The organism is Hydrogenophaga sp. SL48 (genome assembly GCF_021729865.1).
Taxonomy (GTDB): Bacteria; Pseudomonadota; Gammaproteobacteria; order Burkholderiales; family Burkholderiaceae_C; genus Hydrogenophaga.
Map to the genome: position 1 here is coordinate 5393428 of NZ_CP063400.1, position 17524 is coordinate 5410951.

General features: G+C 64.4%; 17 protein-coding genes. 5 read left to right on the forward strand and 12 right to left on the reverse strand.

The genetic code is table 11. The features are described from left to right. Positions 1-20: 20 nt before the first annotated feature. Complete coding sequence (locus tag IM738_RS25735; protein WP_236963829.1) at positions 21-725, reverse strand: DUF2726 domain-containing protein; 705 nt, start codon at positions 723-725, stop codon at positions 21-23. Between the two features lie 83 nt (positions 726-808). Then, entirely contained in the window at positions 809-1303 is a 495-nt protein-coding gene (locus tag IM738_RS25740) for an Lrp/AsnC family transcriptional regulator (protein WP_236963830.1), read from the reverse strand. A 137-nt stretch (positions 1304-1440) separates the two neighbouring features. Here IM738_RS25740 and glmS point away from each other — a divergent pair, with 137 nt between their 5' ends. The 3 genes from glmS to IM738_RS25755 all read left to right on the forward strand — a co-directional run bounded on the left by glmS (position 1441) and on the right by IM738_RS25755 (position 4866). Continuing rightward, positions 1441-3309 (forward strand): glutamine--fructose-6-phosphate transaminase (isomerizing), encoded by a 1869-nt coding sequence (gene glmS / locus IM738_RS25745; protein ID WP_236963831.1) that lies wholly within the window; start codon positions 1441-1443, stop codon positions 3307-3309. A gap of 670 nt (positions 3310-3979) precedes the next feature. Then, a complete protein-coding gene (locus tag IM738_RS25750; RefSeq protein ID WP_236963832.1) occupies positions 3980-4306 on the forward strand; it encodes a type II toxin-antitoxin system PrlF family antitoxin in 327 nt (108 codons plus the stop codon). Further along, positions 4303-4866, forward strand: coding sequence for a type II toxin-antitoxin system YhaV family toxin (locus IM738_RS25755; protein WP_236963833.1), 564 nt, complete (start codon positions 4303-4305; stop codon positions 4864-4866). Before IM738_RS25750 ends, IM738_RS25755 begins: the two co-directional genes overlap by 4 nt. A gap of 311 nt (positions 4867-5177) precedes the next feature. On the opposite strand, the gene IM738_RS25760 is transcribed toward IM738_RS25755, so the two are convergent. The 9 genes from IM738_RS25760 to IM738_RS25800 form a co-directional block, all read right to left on the reverse strand. Next, a complete protein-coding gene (locus tag IM738_RS25760) occupies positions 5178-6467 on the reverse strand; it encodes a glycerate kinase type-2 family protein (RefSeq protein WP_236963834.1) in 1290 nt (429 codons plus the stop codon). Between the two features lie 28 nt (positions 6468-6495). Next, complete coding sequence (locus tag IM738_RS25765) at positions 6496-7026, reverse strand: hypothetical protein (protein ID WP_236963835.1); 531 nt, start codon at positions 7024-7026, stop codon at positions 6496-6498. A 183-nt stretch (positions 7027-7209) separates the two neighbouring features. Further along, complete coding sequence (locus tag IM738_RS25770) at positions 7210-8166, reverse strand: D-2-hydroxyacid dehydrogenase (RefSeq protein ID WP_236963836.1); 957 nt, start codon at positions 8164-8166, stop codon at positions 7210-7212. A gap of 23 nt (positions 8167-8189) precedes the next feature. Then, positions 8190-9167 (reverse strand): Bug family tripartite tricarboxylate transporter substrate binding protein, encoded by a 978-nt coding sequence (locus tag IM738_RS25775; protein ID WP_236963837.1) that lies wholly within the window; start codon positions 9165-9167, stop codon positions 8190-8192. A gap of 34 nt (positions 9168-9201) precedes the next feature. After that, complete coding sequence (locus IM738_RS25780) at positions 9202-9918, reverse strand: alpha/beta fold hydrolase (RefSeq protein ID WP_236963838.1); 717 nt, start codon at positions 9916-9918, stop codon at positions 9202-9204. A gap of 31 nt (positions 9919-9949) precedes the next feature. Further along, a complete protein-coding gene (locus IM738_RS25785) occupies positions 9950-10342 on the reverse strand; it encodes a VOC family protein (RefSeq protein WP_236963839.1) in 393 nt (130 codons plus the stop codon). Further along, entirely contained in the window at positions 10339-11277 is a 939-nt protein-coding gene (locus IM738_RS25790; RefSeq protein WP_236963840.1) for a hydroxymethylglutaryl-CoA lyase, read from the reverse strand. The genes IM738_RS25785 and IM738_RS25790 overlap by 4 nt, the downstream gene beginning before the upstream one ends. 1 nt (position 11278) lies before the next feature. Further along, a complete protein-coding gene (locus IM738_RS25795) occupies positions 11279-12517 on the reverse strand; it encodes a CaiB/BaiF CoA transferase family protein (RefSeq protein ID WP_236963841.1) in 1239 nt (412 codons plus the stop codon). Positions 12518-12550: 33 nt separating this feature from the next. Beyond that, a complete protein-coding gene (locus IM738_RS25800; RefSeq protein WP_236963842.1) occupies positions 12551-13483 on the reverse strand; it encodes a LysR substrate-binding domain-containing protein in 933 nt (310 codons plus the stop codon). A gap of 489 nt (positions 13484-13972) precedes the next feature. Between IM738_RS25800 and IM738_RS25805 the strand changes: the two genes are divergently transcribed. Together IM738_RS25805 and IM738_RS25810 are read left to right on the forward strand one after the other, a co-directional pair. After that, positions 13973-14848 carry a tyrosine-type recombinase/integrase gene (locus tag IM738_RS25805; RefSeq protein WP_236963843.1) on the forward strand — a complete coding sequence of 292 codons (876 nt, stop codon included), beginning with the start codon at positions 13973-13975 and terminating at the stop codon, positions 14846-14848. 7 nt (positions 14849-14855) lie between these two features. Beyond that, a complete protein-coding gene (locus IM738_RS25810; protein ID WP_236963844.1) occupies positions 14856-16061 on the forward strand; it encodes an IS91 family transposase in 1206 nt (401 codons plus the stop codon). Between the two features lie 728 nt (positions 16062-16789). On the opposite strand, the gene IM738_RS25815 is transcribed toward IM738_RS25810, so the two are convergent. Further along, positions 16790-17443, reverse strand: a complete 654-nt coding sequence (locus tag IM738_RS25815; RefSeq protein ID WP_272907879.1) for a TetR/AcrR family transcriptional regulator — start codon at positions 17441-17443, stop codon at positions 16790-16792. Between the last annotated feature and the right edge of the window lie 81 nt (positions 17444-17524).

Below are 17524 nucleotides of genomic sequence, written 5' to 3' on the forward strand. Positions count from 1 at the left end.
GCCCGGCAAGTGCGCGGCGCTCAGGCGCGCCGGCGGACGCCTTCCATCTTGCGGTCGAGATCGTTCTTGCGGTCGGCCTTGGCCTCGCCCAGTCCCATGAGGCCACTCAGGCCCATGACCTCGGATTCCCGGAAACCGGTGATGGGATAGACCAGGGTGTCGTAGTCCGACATCTTGGATTCCAGGCGCTGGCGCACGCTGTCCTGGACCTCCACTTCCTGGGGCTTGGGTCGCGGCAGGGCCGCCAGGTCCAGCTGGCGCCGGAAGTCGTCGGGTGACGGCATGCGGTGGATGCTGTTCTTCAGGAACAGGAAGCGCACGCCGGCCGTTTTGAGGATGCGGTTCTTGATCTTCAACTGATGGGCTCTGGCCTTGGCGTTGCTCAGGTGGTATTGCTCCACGTCGAACGCAAACACAGGGCGCCCTTCGGAGTCGCACACCACGAAGTCCACTTTCTGGGTCGTCAGCCGCTCTGTCGCGCGCTTGCGGTCACTGGCGCGGCGGATCGACAACATGTTACGCAACGGCAAGTTGGGCAGCACCACCTGATCGGGAAACGTCTCGCGCAGGTAGTCCAGCATGATGACCTGCTCGGGGGTGAGGATCCGCTCGGGGGTGTAGCGGTCTTCGCGACCGGACACTGTCCTGAAATAGCGGCGATACACCCAGACACCCAGCGCCACCAGGGCGATGGCCACCACAAACGCAACCCACAATGGAAACATGAAACCTCCGGGCAACTACGCCATTTTTGTGACGGAATTTTAGGTGGCCGTTACGCGAGTGGGGCGGTGATAACCCTTTGTTACTACCGGATGTGGCTTGGCAGCGGCAACCTGGGGTCGAACTTGGCCCGGCGCAGGCTGAAGAAGGCCTTGACGTTGCGCACGTTGGCGTCGCTGGTGAACAGGCGTTGCGCCAGCGCCAGGTGGTCGGGCATGTCGCGGCTGTGCACCACCAGCACAAAGTCCGGCCCCGGGCTGACCCGGTAACACTGTTGCACCGCCGGGTCGGCGACCGCGCGGTCTTCGAAAGCCTGCAACTGCTCGGCGCCCTGGCGTTCCAGCGTGATCTCGACCAGGGCGGTGAGGCCATGGCCTGTCAGGGCCGCCAGGCGGTCCGGTTGCAGCACGGCCACCTGGCGCTCGATCAGCCCCAGCGCATGCAGGCGTTTGATGCGCCGCAGGCTGGTGGGCGGCGAGACGTGGGCCAGCTCCGCCAGACGCTGGTTGCTCAGCGACGCATCGTCCTGCAGCAGGCTCAGCAAGCGAAGATCGGCTTCATCCAGTTCAACGGATTCCATAAATCACCAGAGTATGGTTTGAAAATTTCATGCCTCTGCGAATAAGGAATTATCTTCCGTAAACTGCAAAAACAAGACTGAAAATTTCCTTTGATGATGGGTAGCATGCGTTTCACGTTGATTTTCTGGAGCATGGCATGTGTGGCATCGTGGCAGGGGTTTCGGGGCGCGACATCGTGCCCGTGCTGGTTCAGGGCTTGCAGCGCCTGGAGTACCGGGGTTACGACTCCTGTGGGGTGGCGGTGCATTCGGGTGGCTTGAAACGGGCCCGCAGCACGGCCCGCGTGGCCGAGCTGGCCAAAGAGGTACAGACCCACCACCTGGCCAGCGGCACGGGCATCGCCCACACCCGCTGGGCCACCCATGGCGCGCCCGTGGTCCACAACGCCCACCCCCACTTCAGTCACGGCCCGTCGGCGCCGGCTGGCGCGGCCGGTCGGGTGGCGCTGGTGCACAACGGCATCATTGAAAACCACGACGAGCTGCGTGCGGCGTTGCAGGCCAAGGGCTATGTGTTCGAGAGCCAGACCGACACCGAGGTCATCGCCCACCTGATCGATTCGCTGTACGAAGGCGATGTGTTCGCGGCCTTGCAGGCCGCGGTGGCGCAGCTGCATGGCGCCTACGCGCTCGCCGTGTTCCACAAGGACGAGCCGCACCGTGTGGTCGGCGCGCGTGCCGGCTCGCCGCTGGTGCTGGGGGTGGGGCAGATCGATGGCGTGGTCGGCGCCGAGCACTTCCTCGCCAGCGACGCGATGGCGCTGGCCGGCGTGACCGACCAGATCGTCTACCTGGAAGAAGGCGATCTGGTGGACCTGCAACTGGGCCGCTACTGGGTGGCCGACGCGCGGGGGCGGGTCTTTGAAGCCGGCCAGCGCCCGGTCAGGACCGTGCACGCGCACAGTGGTGCGGCCGAGCTCGGGCCCTACCGCCACTACATGCAGAAAGAAATCTTCGAGCAGCCGCGCGCCATTGCCGACACGCTCGAAGGCGTCGGTGGCATCACGCCCGAGCTCTTCGGCGACGGTGCACACGGCGTGTTCAAGGCCATCGACAACGTGCTGATCCTGGCCTGCGGCACCAGCTACTACAGCGGGTGCACGGCGAAATACTGGCTGGAAGAGATCGCGCAGATGCCCACGCAGGTGGAAGTGGCCAGCGAGTACCGCTATCGCACCAGCGTGCCCAACCCGCGCACCCTGGTCGTCACCATCACGCAAAGCGGCGAAACCGCCGACACCCTGGCTGCGTTGCGTCATGCGCAGGGCCTGGGCATGAAGCACACGCTGACGATCTGCAACGTGTCCTCCAGCGCCATGGTGCGCGAGTGCCAGCTGGCCTACATCACCCGCGCGGGCGTCGAGATCGGCGTGGCTTCGACCAAGGCCTTCAGCACCCAGCTCGCCGGCCTGTTCCTGCTGACGCTGGCGCTGGCCCAGTCGCGCGGGCGCTTGAGCGACGAGCAGGAAGCGCAGCACCTGAAAGCCATGCGCCACCTGCCCGTGGCGCTGCAGGCCGTGCTGGCGCTGGAGCCGCAGGTCATCAGCTGGGCCGAGGACTTTGCGCGCATGGACAACGCCCTGTTCCTCGGACGCGGCCTGCATTACCCCATTGCGCTCGAAGGCGCCCTGAAACTGAAAGAGATCAGCTACATCCACGCCGAGGCCTACCCGGCGGGCGAGCTCAAACACGGCCCGCTGGCCCTGGTGACCAGTGCGATGCCGGTGGTGACCGTGGCACCCAACGACGCGCTGCTGGAGAAGCTCAAGAGCAACATGCAGGAGGTGCGCGCGCGCGGCGGCGTGCTGTACGTGCTGGCCGACGCCGACACCCGCATCGCGAGCGGCGAAGGCATCCACGTCATCCGCATGCCCGAGCACTACGGTGCGCTCTCACCCATCCTGCACGTGGTGCCGCTGCAGCTGCTGGCGTACCACACGGCGCTGGCCAAAGGGACGGACGTGGACAAGCCCCGAAACCTGGCGAAGTCGGTCACGGTGGAGTGAGCATGAACCTGTTGACACTGGAACTGTTCTTGACAATTAAAGTCGTAAACTCGTTATTAAAGTCGTAAACAGGTCAAGGTTCTTTTTCTGGTTACATGCTGGTACTGCCCAGAGTATGTGGTTGTGCCTGATGTGAGGCAAGCATCCGGCCAACACTTGTGATTGCATCCAAAGCCTGATCGGCTGCACAGGAGTTGTCACTTGCCTTGACCGGTTGATGCCAGGAGGGTAGGACCGTTGTGCGCGACAGCCGTATGTCGCGGCCGGGAGCTGAGTTCATAGTGCCTGGCACGAAGCTGCCATCGGCTTACCCGGCAATGCGGCAGCATCGATGACCGGTATCGAGAGAACTGCAGTCGTCCAGCATGGCAGGTCGCCTGATGCTCCGCCAACTCGCGGCCGAATGTCAGCAGCTCGGAGGGCCGAACTCACGCTCTCGACCCATACCGGCTGAACAGCATTCTCCAATGCTGACCACCGATGCGCCTAGAGGAGGATCGGCAGGGATTGTTGCAAAAAAGCCGTAGAAACGGGCCTAAGCCAGGATTGCGTGTATTTTCAGCTGTTCATCCCCTTTCCCGCTGTAGGCCCTCGCCAACTGTGTCGTTGATCTGGTAATGCAAGTGCATTACTATGCGTAGCATTCGTCCTCCCATCCGGAGATTGCGACATGCCCACCGCACTTGAAGCTGAGTCCACTCTGACCGACCGCTACCAGACCACGGTTCCAGAACCCGTCCGCCGCGCGCTGCGCCTGGGCAAGCGCGACAAGATCCACTACGCGATCAAATCTACAGGCGAGGTCATCCTGACTCGCGCCGCTGCCGGAGAGGCTGATCCTGTTATCGGAAAGTTCTTGGACTTCCTAGCCCGCGACATCGCCGCGCACCCCGAACGTCTCCAGCGCATTGACATGGGCTTGGTGCAACGGGGGCGCGAGCTGACCGCTGGTGTGAAGTTCGACATGGACGCACCACTCTCACCAGAAGGTGAATGAGCCGCACCCGCCATGTGGGTGCAGGTGTTCCGCCGTCACGCCTGCCCAACTTCTCGGAAAGATCGACACAACAACCCGATGTGGTTATCCATGGCTGGACGGTCTTCGCACACCCCCTGTTCCTTTATCAGTACGAGAAGCTGCTCCAGCAGGTTGCCGAGCTGCGAGCGAAAGACCCGCCTGGCTACGAGAAGAAGAATGCCGCAAAGAGGCTTGCAGCCATCGTCAGCCTGGCGTTCAATGTTATTCCGCAAGACCCGGCACGGCCTGAGTACCGGCAGTGCAACACGCGTGGCGACGAGCACAAGCACTGGTTTTGGGCCAAGTTCTTCCAGCAATATCGGCTGTTCTTCCGGTTCCACGCGCCCAGCAAGGTGATTGTCCTGGGCTGGGTCAACGACGCGGACACCGAGCGAACATACGAGAGCGATTCCGATGCGTATCTTGTGTTCAAGAAGATGCTGGCCAATGGGCATCCACCGAGCGACTGGGAGCCGCTGCGCGGCACCATGGGGAGAGCTCCCCGCTGTTTTTTCAAGCACGGGAGGTGCTTCTCTTGAGGCGGTAATCGCGACCTTCGATTTTCCTAGTGCGGCTTTGCAGCGATTGAGGTCTTTCACCGGCGCAGCGCCAACACAACGCTGGACCTCAAAGGCGTCTTTCGACGGGCCTCGATCCCAGGGTTCCAACGACCGCTCTAGACCGAACTGCCGACGCAGACCACCCTTGCGGCTGCGTGCTATGAAGCGGCCTCCGGCAACCAGCCTGGTTGCTTCGCAGCGCCCCGCGCCGACAGTCGATTTGTCGTTCGTGCAGTCAGGCAACTCCAGGTTCCCACCTCTCTTGTTCTAGGGAAGCGGATGTAGAGCCTTCAGAGCACCAAGATTGCTCTGAAATCGTTCACGTTCGTGTGAGTGGGACCTGTGATCACCAGATCATTCAATGTCTTGAAAAAGCCATAAGAGTCGTGGCGATCCAGATGGCGCTGCAGGGACAGCCCCGCCAGTTCTCCACGGGCAATGGTGTCCGGCGCCACGAAGGCCCCGGCGTTGAGTTCGACACCGTCGATGCCATCGGTGTCGGCGGCCAGTGCCCAGATGTTGGGCTCCCCGCCGAGGGCCAAGGCAAGACCCAGGCAGAACTCGCCAGCCCTGCCACCGCGGCCTCGGTTCGGGACCAATGGATTCACCGTGACCGTGGTCTCTCCACCCGAGAGGATGACGCACGGCCTCTGCAGGGAGCTTTTGCCGTGGGCCACCGCCCTCGCAATCTCGGCGTGCACCTTGGCGACTTCGCGCGATTCGCCTTCGATCGAGTCGCTCAGCACATGAACGTTGAAGCCCGCCAGGCGGGCGGCTTCTGCTGCCGCCTGGAGCGATTTCCATGGCGTGGCTATCAACGAGACGTTTTGGTTCCATGTTGATGGGCTCGCATCGGCAGCGTGCGCGCGCGCCTCGCGTTCAAGGTGTTCCAGAACCGATCCCGGGACACGAATACCGTGGCGTTTGAGCAGTTCAAGCGCCTCGCCCGGCGAACTCGAACACGGGATGGTCGGCCCGCTGCCGATGACCGAAGGGTCGTCACGGGGCACATCACTGATGGCCAGCGTCACCACCTTCGCCGGTGCGCAAGCCTTGGCCAGCTGACCGCCCTTGATCCGGGACAGGTGCCGACGGATCACATTCATGTCCTTGATGTTGGCTCCAGAGGCCAACAACTGCCGGTTGATGTCCTGCTTCTGTTCGAGCGACAGCCCTTCCACCGGCAACACCAGCAGCGAGGATGCTCCGCCGGACAGGAGACACAGCACCAGATCGTCTTCGGTGAGTCCCGCCACTTCCGACAGCATCCGCTCGGCAGCATCGACACTGGCTTGGTCCGGGACCGGGTGCGCGGCTTCCAGAATGTCGATCCGATGAGCGAGTCCGGGCGGATGCGGCGGGACATGGCCGTAACGCGTCGCGACCGCACCTGAGATGGCGTGCCCGCTCGGCCAGTGTTCTTCCACCGCGTACGCCATGGCCGCCGCGGCTTTTCCGGCGCCCACCACCACGGTTCGACCTTTGGGTGGCGCGGGCAGGTAGGTTGCCATGACCTCGCGGGGGTGGGCGCGACCGATCGCGCTCAGAAACAGGGCTTGAAGCAGATCTCGGGGATTCATGGTGAACACAGCGTTGAAGGGGGACTGCTCAATGCAACGGGAAGCTGCGATGGAACGGGTAGAGCCGCCGCGCGTTGTCGTCGGCCTGACCCGGGGAAACGAACGCCTCATCGGACCACCAGCAGCCCGCTTCCGCCTGGGGCTGGCCACTGCCCAACACCACCCTGTCCGGGGTATGGCGACACACCAGCCGGTTCATGGGGTGGAAGCCGTCGTCTGACTGGGAGCCGGTCAGCTTGAGGTAAACATTGCCCATGTCGAACCACCACAGAATGGTGGGCGCCGACGGTTCGTGGGCGTCGGGGCGGGACCTCGCAGGTGCGAGGCAAAACCTGCGATCCAGCCGGGCCAAGAACGGGGCAAGCCTGCCCACCAGGTCCCAGGGCATGTCCAGTTCGATGTGCCAGGTGCGAGGCAAAACATCGTGCAAACGCTGTACCTCGTCTTGAGCGCGAGCACGCGTGTCGGACGCCGTCAACCGGACCAGGGCACCACAGGTGCCGTGCGCCTGCAGGTGGTCAAAACCCAGGGACAGGTCGTGGCCGTTGATCAGTGCCACGCCGCAGGCTCCCTGGCCGAGACCCAGGCGCGACATCCATTCGTTCCTGGATCTCGGATCGGCGCCTTTCTGTACAAACACCACCCCGGAAGGCTTCCAGCGCCTGAGGTGCTGGTCCACACGGTCGGGATTCGTGAGACTGCAGACCTCCAGGTGGCAGTCGTAGTGCATGGCGAGACCGGGTTATGCCGCCACCAGATGCTTCGGCTGCCCGCTCACGAACGCTTCGATGTTGTCGATGAGCTGGTCGGCCAGGCCCTGGATGCCTTCGTCGCTCGCCCATGCCACATGCGGTGTGAGGATGAAGTCCGGGCGCTGGTTCAAGGCCATGAACGGGTGGTCGGGCGGCGGCGGCTCGACGCTGACCACGTCAAACCCTGCGCCTGAAATCTGCCCAGCAGTCAGCGCTGGCCCGACCGCAGACTCGTCGACCAGCCCACCCCGCGCCGTGTTGATGAGCAGGGGCTTGCGCCGCATCTTCGCAAACTCGGGCGCACCGATCATGTCCCGCGTTTCGTCGTTGAGCGGGCAGTGCAAGGTGATGATGTCCGACCGTTCCAACACATCGTCGAACAGTGTGTACAGGGTACCCATGGGCTTGTGACCCTTGAACCCTGAAAACAGCACCCGCATGCCCAGCGCTTTGCCCATCTCGGCCACGGACTGCCCCAGCACGCCATCGCCGATCACTCCGAGCGTGGACCCTGCCAGGTCGCGGATGGGGTGGTCGAAATAGCAGAACTGCCCCGACGCCTGCCAGCGGCCCGCCTTGACCGAGTCGCGGTAGGCACAGATGCTGCGGCGCAGGGCGAAGATGAGCGCAAAGGTGTGCTCGGGCACGGTGTGGACCGCGTAGTTGCGGATGTTGCTCACCGCAATGCCACGGGCGGCGCAGGCCTTGAGGTCCACGTTGTCCGTGCCCGTGGCTGCCACCGCCACCAGCTTCAGGCGGGGCGCCTGCCGCAGCATGTCCTGCGTCAGCTTCACCTTGTTGACGACCACGATGTCGGCCTCGGCGATGCGCGGCCCGACATCCTCGGGCTGCGTTCTGCCGTGGATCGTCAGCTGGTGCGCAAACCCGGGACTGCGCAGCACCGTCTGTGGCGAAATGGTTTCCCGGTCAAGAAATACGATGTTCATGGGGTGTGGGTCTGGTTCGAAGGTCAGTCCAGCGTGATGGCGGCCTTTTTGATCACCTGGCCCCAGAACTCCAGTTCCTTCTTCGTGTAGGCACCCAGCTGGACGGGCGTCATGACCTCGGTGGTCGTGCCCGAATCCTCGGCCTTCTTTTTGACATCCGGCTGCTGAAGGATCTTACTCACGGCCTGGTTCAGGGTCTGCACCACATCGGCCGGGGTACCCGCAGGCGCGTACAGCGCAAACCAGGAATCCAGCTTGAACTGCGGCAGGCCGGCTTCCGCCACCGTGGGCACATCTGGCAGGGAGGGCAAGCGCTTGTCGCTGGTCACCGCGAGGGGTTTCATCTTGCCCGCCTTGATCTGGCTTACCACCGATGCCGGCGTGGTGATGAACATGTCCACATTGCCGCCCAGCAGGTCCTGCACCGCCGGAGCGGCGCCCTTGTAGGGCACATGGGTCATCTCTGTCCCGGTTTGCTGCTGGAGCATTTCGGCCGCGATGTGCTGGATGGAGCCGTTGCCCGACGAGGCGTAGTTCAGCTTGCCCGGGTTGGCCTTTGCGAAAGTGATCAGCTCCTGCATGCTCTTGAAAGGCAGCGCCGTCTTGATCACCACCACCTGTGGCGCCCTGGTCATCATGGCCACCGGCTCGAAATCCTTGATCGGGTCCCAGCCGGCCTTCTTGAACAGGTGCGGGTTGCCGACCTGGTAGCCGCTGTAGGCGACGAGCAAGGTGTAGCCATCGGGCTTGGCGCGGGCCACGGCCTGGTTGCCAATGTTGCCGGCGCCACCGGCCTTGTTCTCCACGATCACCGGCTGACCCAGCGCCGTGGACAGCTGATCGGCCACTAGGCGGGCGGTGAAGTCGGTCGTGCCGCCCGGCGCGCTGGGCACCACCAGTGTGATCGGCTTGTCCGGGAACTTGCCTTGTGCATAGGTGGCGCCTGTCATGGCACACAACAGGGCCGAAGCGCCCAAGAGGGTAAGGTTGCGTCGTTTCATTTTTTTGTCTCCGGTGGGTGGTGGTTGGGGGAACTCAGGAAGGGTTTCGGGTGCTGTCGAGCCAGTGGCCCAGCGCTTGTGTCACGGCCACCGGTTGTTCGATGGTCGACAAGTGACCGCAGTCCTCGATCACGACCAGTCGGGAACCGGGGACGCACGCCGCCATGGCTTCGTGGTCGGCCAGGGGTGTCACCGGGTCCTGCCGGCCGCAGATCAGCAGCGTGGGAACGTCGACCCGTTTGAGGTCCTGGTGGGAGTCCGGGCGGGTCAGCATCGCGGTCTGCTGTTGGTACTGACCCCGGGCACCGACGCTGCGGGCCATGCTGCCCATCAGCTCCACCAGCGCGGCGTCTTGTGTGTGTGCCGGCAAAAGCCAGCGCGATGGCAGCACGGGAATGAGTGCCTCGATACCACCTTGCTGGACGGTGGCGATGTCGCGCAGCCGGCCGTCCCGGCGGGCCGGGTGGTCGGCCACCGCGGTGGTGTCGATGAGCACGAGGCGCTCCAGCCGGTGCAGAGCCTGTCGGATTAGCTCGAACGCCATGTACCCGCCCAGCGACAGCCCGATGAGCGTGAAGCGTTCGGGGGTGTGGGCCAGCAGGTGTTGCGCCATGGCCGCCATCGAGGTCTGCTCGCGGAAGACGAACACTTGGCAGTCGTGGGTCGCGCTCAACGCCTCGATCTGGTGGGCGTAGAGGCGCTCATCCGTCATGTGCGCGCAGGCGAACGCGAGAAAGGGTCGTGTGCTCATGCCGTCGTTCCTCAGGGGCCGGGCGGCCGTGTCAGGCCAGCTCCGAGATCTCGATGAGGTTCAGGTCCGGGTCGCGCACGTAGACGGAGCGGATCTTCTGGGTCGCGCCGGTACGCATCACGGGCCCTTCGACGATCGGCCACGGCGCTGCGTTGAGCCGCTCGACGACCTGTTCCAGCGGCACGCTGGCGATGAAGCACAGGTCCAGCGCACCCGGGACCGGCAGATGGGCCTTGGGCTCGAACTCCGCGCCTTGCACATGCAGGTTGATCTTCTGGTGTCCGAACTTGAAGGCCTGGCGTTCCACAGGGGGTGTGCCGCCGACGAAGGTCTCCAGCTGCATGCCCAGCACGCGGGTGTAGAAGTCGACGCAGGCCTCGCGGCGGGCGGTGGTGAGGACCAGGTGGTCGAGGTGGTGAATCATGCGAACTTGCTCCTGATGTCGGCAACGAAATCGGGTTCGGGGTGCAGGTCCAGGATGCGGCCGGCCTTGGCCACCTGGCCAGGCACCTCGTGGCCCACGATCTCTGGCAATTGCCGGGCAACCGACAGCAGGCGGGTCAGGTCGATGCCGGTCTCATAGCCCTCGGCCTGCAGCATGTGGATCGCGTCTTCGCTGCAGATGTTGCCGCTGGCGCCCGGGGCGTACGGGCAGCCGCCCAGGCCACCCAGCGATCCGTCGAAGCGGTCAATGCCCTGCTGGGCGGCCGCCAGCACATTGGCCAGCCCCATGCCGCGGGTGTTGTGGAAATGCAGGGTCAGCTGCAGGCCGGGGAAGCGCGCGCGCAGCGTCTCGCACAGCCGAGCCACCTGCGACGGATGGGCCATGCCGGTGGTGTCGCAGATGGTCAGGCCCCGAACGCCCAGTTCGGCGAAGCGATCGGACCAGGCGATGACCACGTCGGCCGGCACCACGCCCTCCATCGGACAACCGAAGCAGGCCGACAGCGACACGTTGATCGGCACCCGGCCATCGGCCAGCGCAATGACCTCCTTGAGCGCGGCGAAACTGCGCTCCCGCGGCATGCGCAGGTTGGCCAGGTTGTGCGTCTCCGAGGTCGACATCACGAGGTTGAACTCGTCCGCCTTCGATTCCAGGGCACGCTCGGCGCCCCGCACGTTGGGCACCAGCACGGTGTACTCGACGCCCGGCACCCGCTGGATGCGCCCCATCACCTCTTCGGCGTCGCGCAGCATCGGAATCGACTTGGCGGAGGTGAAGGACGTGACCTCGACCTTCGCGTAGCCGCACAGGCTGAGGGCATCGACCAGCGCCACCTTGCTGTCGGTGGGCACGAATTCGGGTTCGATCTGGAAGCCGTCGCGGGTGACGACATCGTTGAAGTAAATGCGTTGCATGTCAGCGTGTCTCCACAATGCCGCGGTCGATGAGTTGGCGAATCTGTTCGGGACTCAGGCCGATGTCGTTGAGCACCGACACCGTGTCCTGCCCCAGGCGCGGTGCCACCCGGTCACGCGCGCCCGGCGAGCGCGACAGCTTGGGCACAACACCAGGCACAGCCAGTTCGGTGCCGTCGTCCATGCGCACCTTCTCCAGCATGCCCCGGGCCTGGTAGTGGGGGTCTTTGGCGATGTCCTCCACCGTGTAGATGCGACCGGCGGGCACCGAGGCGGCATCCAGCGCGGCCATCACCTCGTCCACCGTGCGGTCCTTCGTCCACCCGCCGATGACCTGGTCCAGTTCGGCGACCCGGGCCACACGGCCGGCGTTGTCGGCCAGCGCCGGGTCGTTGGCCAGGTCCTCACGACCGATCAGCGCCATCAGTCGGCGGAAGATGCTGTCGCCGTTGCCGGCGATCAGCGCGTAGCCACCATCGCGACACAGGTAGGCGTTGGTGGGGGCGATGCCCGGCAGCGCCGATCCAGCAGGCCCGCGCACAACGCCGAACGCGCTGTATTCGGGCAGCAGGCTTTCCATGCAGTTGAAGACCGCTTCGTACAGCGCCACATCAATCACCTGGCCTTCACCCGTGGTGTGGCGGTGCTGCAGGGCCAGCAGGATGCCGATGACGCCGTGCAACGCAGCCAGCGTGTCGCCCAGGCTGATGCCCACGCGCACCGGCACACGGCCGGGCTCCGCCGTCAGGTGGCGCAGGCCGCCCATGGCCTCGGCCACGACGCCGAAGCCGGGGCGGTTGCGGTAGGGCCCGGTCTGCCCGTAACCGCTGATGCGCAGCACGATCAGGCGCGGGTTGATCGCCTGAAGCTCGTCCGGGCCCAGGCCCCAGCCTTCCATGGCACCGGGTCGGAAGTTCTCAATCAGCACATCCGACTCCGCCGCCAGGCGCCGGACGATGTCCTGCCCTTCCGGGGTGCGCAGGTCCAGCGCCAGCGAGCGCTTGCTGCGCGACTGCACCTGCCACCAGACGGAGGTGCCGTCCTTGAGCAGGCGCCATTTGCGCAGCGGGTCGCCCGCGCCCGGCGCCTCGATCTTGATCACGTCGGCGCCGAAGTCGGCCAGTGTCTTGCCGGCGAACGGACCCGCGATCAGCTGGCCCAGTTCCAGTACCTTCAGACCCGACAGCGGACCGGGCCGTGAAGGGCGCTTTGTCTCGGTGTGTTCTTGGTGTGTGTCCATGGCCGGCAGTGTCCGGCCGATGTCTCACACGGTCTATTTGAACTTGGCGAGGGAAGCCTTAGCGTTTTGCTTAGGGTCACACAGGAAATCCCGGATGGCGCGGATCGCAGGATCGGCGTCCGACCGGATAGCGATCTTGAGCTGGCGGTGCGACCAGTCGTCGCTCAAGGGCCGCCAGGCCAGCTTCATCGCCTTGATCACAGGTAGCGCCGCGCCCTTGGGCAAAGCCGCGATGCCCAGGCCCGAGGCCACCATGTGGCCGACCGCGTCGAAACTGCGTACCTGCATGCGCAGCTTGAACGGACGCCCGCAAGCGAGGGCGGCCTGTTGCTGCTTGATCAGCAGTGCCGCCCCCGCCGTCAGGCTGATCCACGGCTCGTCTAGGGTGTCCGCAAACGCAATGGGCGAGCGCCCCGCCAGCCTGTGGCCGGGCGGAATGATGAGCACCAGCTGGTCCTGGCGGAAGTTGCGCGCGTCCAGGCCCTGGTCGTCCGGACCTTCCACATAGGCGCCCACATCGGTTCGCCCGTCGCGCAGACTGGAGACCACGATTTCCGAAACCTGCTCATCCAGATCGACCTGGACATCGGGGTTGACCTGGGCGTACCGCGCCAGCAGCGGCGGCAGAAACTGGTTGATGGCCGCCGTGCTGGACGTCAGGCGGATGTGCCGCACCACGCCCTTGCGCAGATCGGACAGGTCTTCCATCAGCAGGTCCATCTCCTGCAGCAGCACCAGCCCGTGCTTCAGAAACGCCCGGCCCGCCGGCGTCGGGTGAAGTCCGCGGGAGTGGCGCTCGAACAGCGGTTCGCCGATGCTGGCCTCCAGATCGCGGATGCGGCGGCTGGCCGCCGGCAGCACCAGGTTGCAGTCGCGTGCCGCGGCGGTCAGACTGCCGCTCTGGGCACAGAGCACCGCCAGGCGGACAGAGACGAAGTCGAATCTTGCCAAGTTGTATGGATTCATGTTCATTGCCCTGCTGCTTCGGGCCAAGATCATGGCCTATGTTCATTTCAAGTCCTTTGAGAACCTGAAACATCCGGAAGTAGAGAATTCCCAGCAACGGAGCCCCCACACGAAGAGATCCAGATTCTGACCTGCTCACTCTGGACGTACCAATCAAAAGTAGAAGTCCGGGTTCAAGGGTACCCCCACTCAATTAACTGAAGTAGTCGACCACCGCGAGGGCGATAGATCCAGCCGATACGCGGCGAGCCTCTCAGTCGAGTTGCCGGTTCCGAGGGTGAAGCAGCCATTCAGGGCAGGCAGCGTTCAACGACTGGTGTTGGGGATTGCAGCCGCTCAGGCATTGAACCGTGAATGACTCTGATCAGCCTTGGGACTAAACCGCTCGCGCGGTAGTCTCCGAGCCTGGATGGTTGGTTGACGGCGTGGGCACACGTGCCGATGTTGTGAGCCGAGGCAATTGGCCTCGTTCACGACAGGAGCACCATCATGAACGCACCCCATCCGACGGTTTCGCCGTTGCGCCAGCGCATGCTCGAAGACATGCGGATGCGCAGGCTTGCACCGAAGACCCAGACTGCCTACATCCGTGCCGTGCGCCGGTTCTCCGCCTATCTGCACCGGCCGCCGGATACCGCCACCGTGGAGGACCTGCGCAACTTCCAGCTTCACCTAGTTGACGAAGGTACCTCACCCACGACCCTCAACGCCACGATCACCGGGCTGAAGTTCTTCTGCGAGATCACCCTGGATCGCTCGGAGTTGACGGCCAAGATGCAGCCCGTTCATCTGCCCCACACTTTGCCGGTGGTGCTCAGCCGCGAGGAAGTGGCTCGCCTGATTGCCGCAACTGGAAACCTCAAGCACCAGACCGCACTGTCCCTGGCCTACGGCACAGGTCTGCGTGCCAGCGAAGTCGTGTCTCTGAAGGTCAGCGATATCGACAGTCAACGCATGACGCTGCGCGTGGAACAGGGCAAGGGCAGCAAAGACCGCTACGCCATGCTCTCGCCAATCTTGCTGGAGCGCCTTCGGGTCTGGTGGCGTGTAGCCCGAGCGCAAGGCAAGATGCTCGATGGTGGCTGGCTGTTCCCAGGCTTGAACCCGATCGAACCTCTGACCACCCGCCAGCTCAACCGCGCCATTCACATGGCGGCTGACGCCGCGAACATCGACAAACGCGTGTCCATGCATACCCTGCGCCACAGCTTTGCCACCCATCTGTTGGAGCAAAAGGTGGACATCCGGGTGATCCAGGTCCTGCTCGGGCACAAGAAGCTGGAGACGACGGCCATGTACGCGCAGGTAGCCACCGACGTCCTGCGTGAGGTGGTCAGCCCGCTGAAGCAGCTGAGCACCGCGTAGGCCCACCATGGGCACCGCTGCCCTGGAGGTGGCGGACATCTTCCGCACCCACGGGCCGGCCTGGCGGCAAGCCCAGCGCTCCCACCTGAGCCTGGGTCAGCTTCAGGTCATGACAGCCATCGAGCAGTGCCGCAGCGCGGCACTGGGGGGACATGTGCTGCGCTGTGAAGACTGCCAGCGCCTGCAGATCGCCTACAACTCGTGCCGCAACCGGCACTGCCCCAAGTGCCAGGCCAGTGCTGCACAGCGCTGGTTGGATGAGCGCCAGGCAGACCTGCTGCCCGTGGACTACTTCCATGTGGTCTTCACGCTGCCCGCCCCCATCAGCGAGATCGCGTACTGGAATAAGGCCGTCGTCTACGGCCTGCTGTTTGAGGTGGCGGCCCAGACGCTGCGCACCATCGCCGCCGACCCCCGGCACCTGGGCGCGCAGATCGGTTCCACCCTGGTGTTGCACACCTGGGGTTCGGCACTCACGCACCACCCGCACGTGCACGGCATCGTGCCCGGCGGCGGGCTCTCGCTGGACGGCCAGCGTTGGGTGGCTTGCCGACCGGGCTTCTTCCTGCCGGTGCGCGTGCTCTCGCGCCTGTTCAGGCGGCTCTTCCTGGAAGCACTGGAACAGGAGCACCGCGCAGGTACGTTGCAGTTCTTCTCGCAACACACCGCGCTGGCAGATCCGAAGGCCTTTGCTCAATGGCTCGCGCCGCTGCGACGGTGTGAATGGGTGGTTTATGCCAAGAAGCCGTTTGCGGGGCCTCCGGCAGTACTGGCCTACCTCTCGCGCTACACGCACCGGGTGGCGATCTCCAACTCGCGCCTGGTGGCGCACGACGAGCGCGGGGTGACGTTCCGCTGGAAAGACTACCGAGACAAGGGCCGAGGCCAAGGCAAAACACGCCACAAGACGATGACGCTCTCGCCCGAGGAGTTCATGCGCCGCTTCCTGCTGCACGTGCTACCAGGCGGGTTCCACCGGATCCGGCACTACGGGCTGCTGGCCAACAACCATCGGCGAGAGTGCATTGAGCGGGCTCGCCAGCTGCTTGTGCCTGAGGCACCTGGCGGGCAGATCGAGAGGATCCTGTGTGGTGTTGCGGAGCCGGTCCGCCCGAACTTCGTGTGCGTTCACTGCGGCGCGGCGATGATCATCGTCGAGACGTTCGCACGCGGGCAGTCCATTTGCACACCTCACCAGCGAGGACCACCATGACCGCGTTGGCATGCGTGGCCTTGTTGGTGTCTGGAGCGGGCTCACCGCAGCTCGTCGGGGACAGCTGCGCCCGATCTAGAAATCGACGGTGTTGCCCCTGCGAGAACTGCTGCAACTGTTCATCTGAGCCCGTGCTGCACACCCCAGTGAAGCCTTCGAGCCTGGATCAGGCGGCGCAATTGCCACCGACCAGAACGCGGAACTCCGTCAAATCCCCATAGCTGCCAGCTGGTACGCCCAGATTGGTGCTCCCCTCGGTTTCCTCCCTAGAGGCTTGTACGACGCCCACCCTGGTGGTCAGCGTGTGTCGTCGGCTCGCCAGCACGGGAGGGCGTCCTACAACCCTTAACTCGAGCGGGTTCTGACCGGCGATAGGCCAGTCTGTAGCGGCTGCAGTGGGTCAGTCCTAGCGACCACCGCGCGCTCAACCAGTCGATAGGCTGGGCGCCATGACGCAAGCCAATCACAAGACCCGTTTGCGCCACAGCACTGCGCCGAACTCAAGCAAGACATCCTGGCCGATGTGCGCTCGGTCTGGCGCCTTCTTGGCCGCCTCAGCTACCGAGGTCCGGTCTGCCTCTCGCAGTACCGCAATCATCTGCTCGTCTGTGAGTCGGCCTTTTCTCATGGGCTCCTCGCAGATTGGGAAGCAATTCGCCGTGATGGTGTCCACGCCGGGGCGCGCGCTCGAGACCGCGGGCCGCGGCCCGCGGCCCGCGTTGCGCAGTCTATGCGCCGTAGGCTGCCAAGAAGACCCGTACGGCCTCGCGCAGTAGGGCTTTGTTTTCCCGTTCATCCGGCTTCTCCAGCATCAGCAGGCCGCGAAAGTGCGCCGCACCCAGAAACATCGACAGGAACAGGTCCGCTGCCTGAATCGGGTTCCGCACCTTCAGCGTGCCTGCCGAGTGGGCCCGGCGCAGGTAGGACGCCAGCTCTGCGTTAAAGCGCTCGGGGCCGTCCTTGTAGAACGCACGGCAGACCTCCGGCTGCGACCCTGCGACGCCATACACAGAGCGCATCGTGCCCAGGGCGTCGTCGCCGCGCGTCAAGTCGAGAAACCGGGCCCCAATCGCTAGAAGCACCTTCTCCGGCTGGTCGGGGTCCAGTGCCTCGACACCGGGGACGCCGGTCACCGTCGTCGCCGTCCTGTCGTGCACGACCGCCTGGAACAGCCCCTCCTTGGAGCCGAAGTTGCTGTACACGGTCATCTTGGACACACCGGCATCAGCGGCAATGGCATCCACGCTGGCACGCTCCAGGCCATGCGCGTTGAAGTGCTTTTGCGCGGCCTCCAGGATGCGCCGGACGCGCTCGGGATCGCGCGGCCGTCCGCGTTGGGGCTTTTTTGGGGGGGGGGACTGAGGGAGTGTGCATGGGTTTATTTAATGGACTTGACAGTTCATTATATGGATCGTACATTGTTGTACTTGTTAGTCCAGTAATCAACCAAAACGGAGCCCATC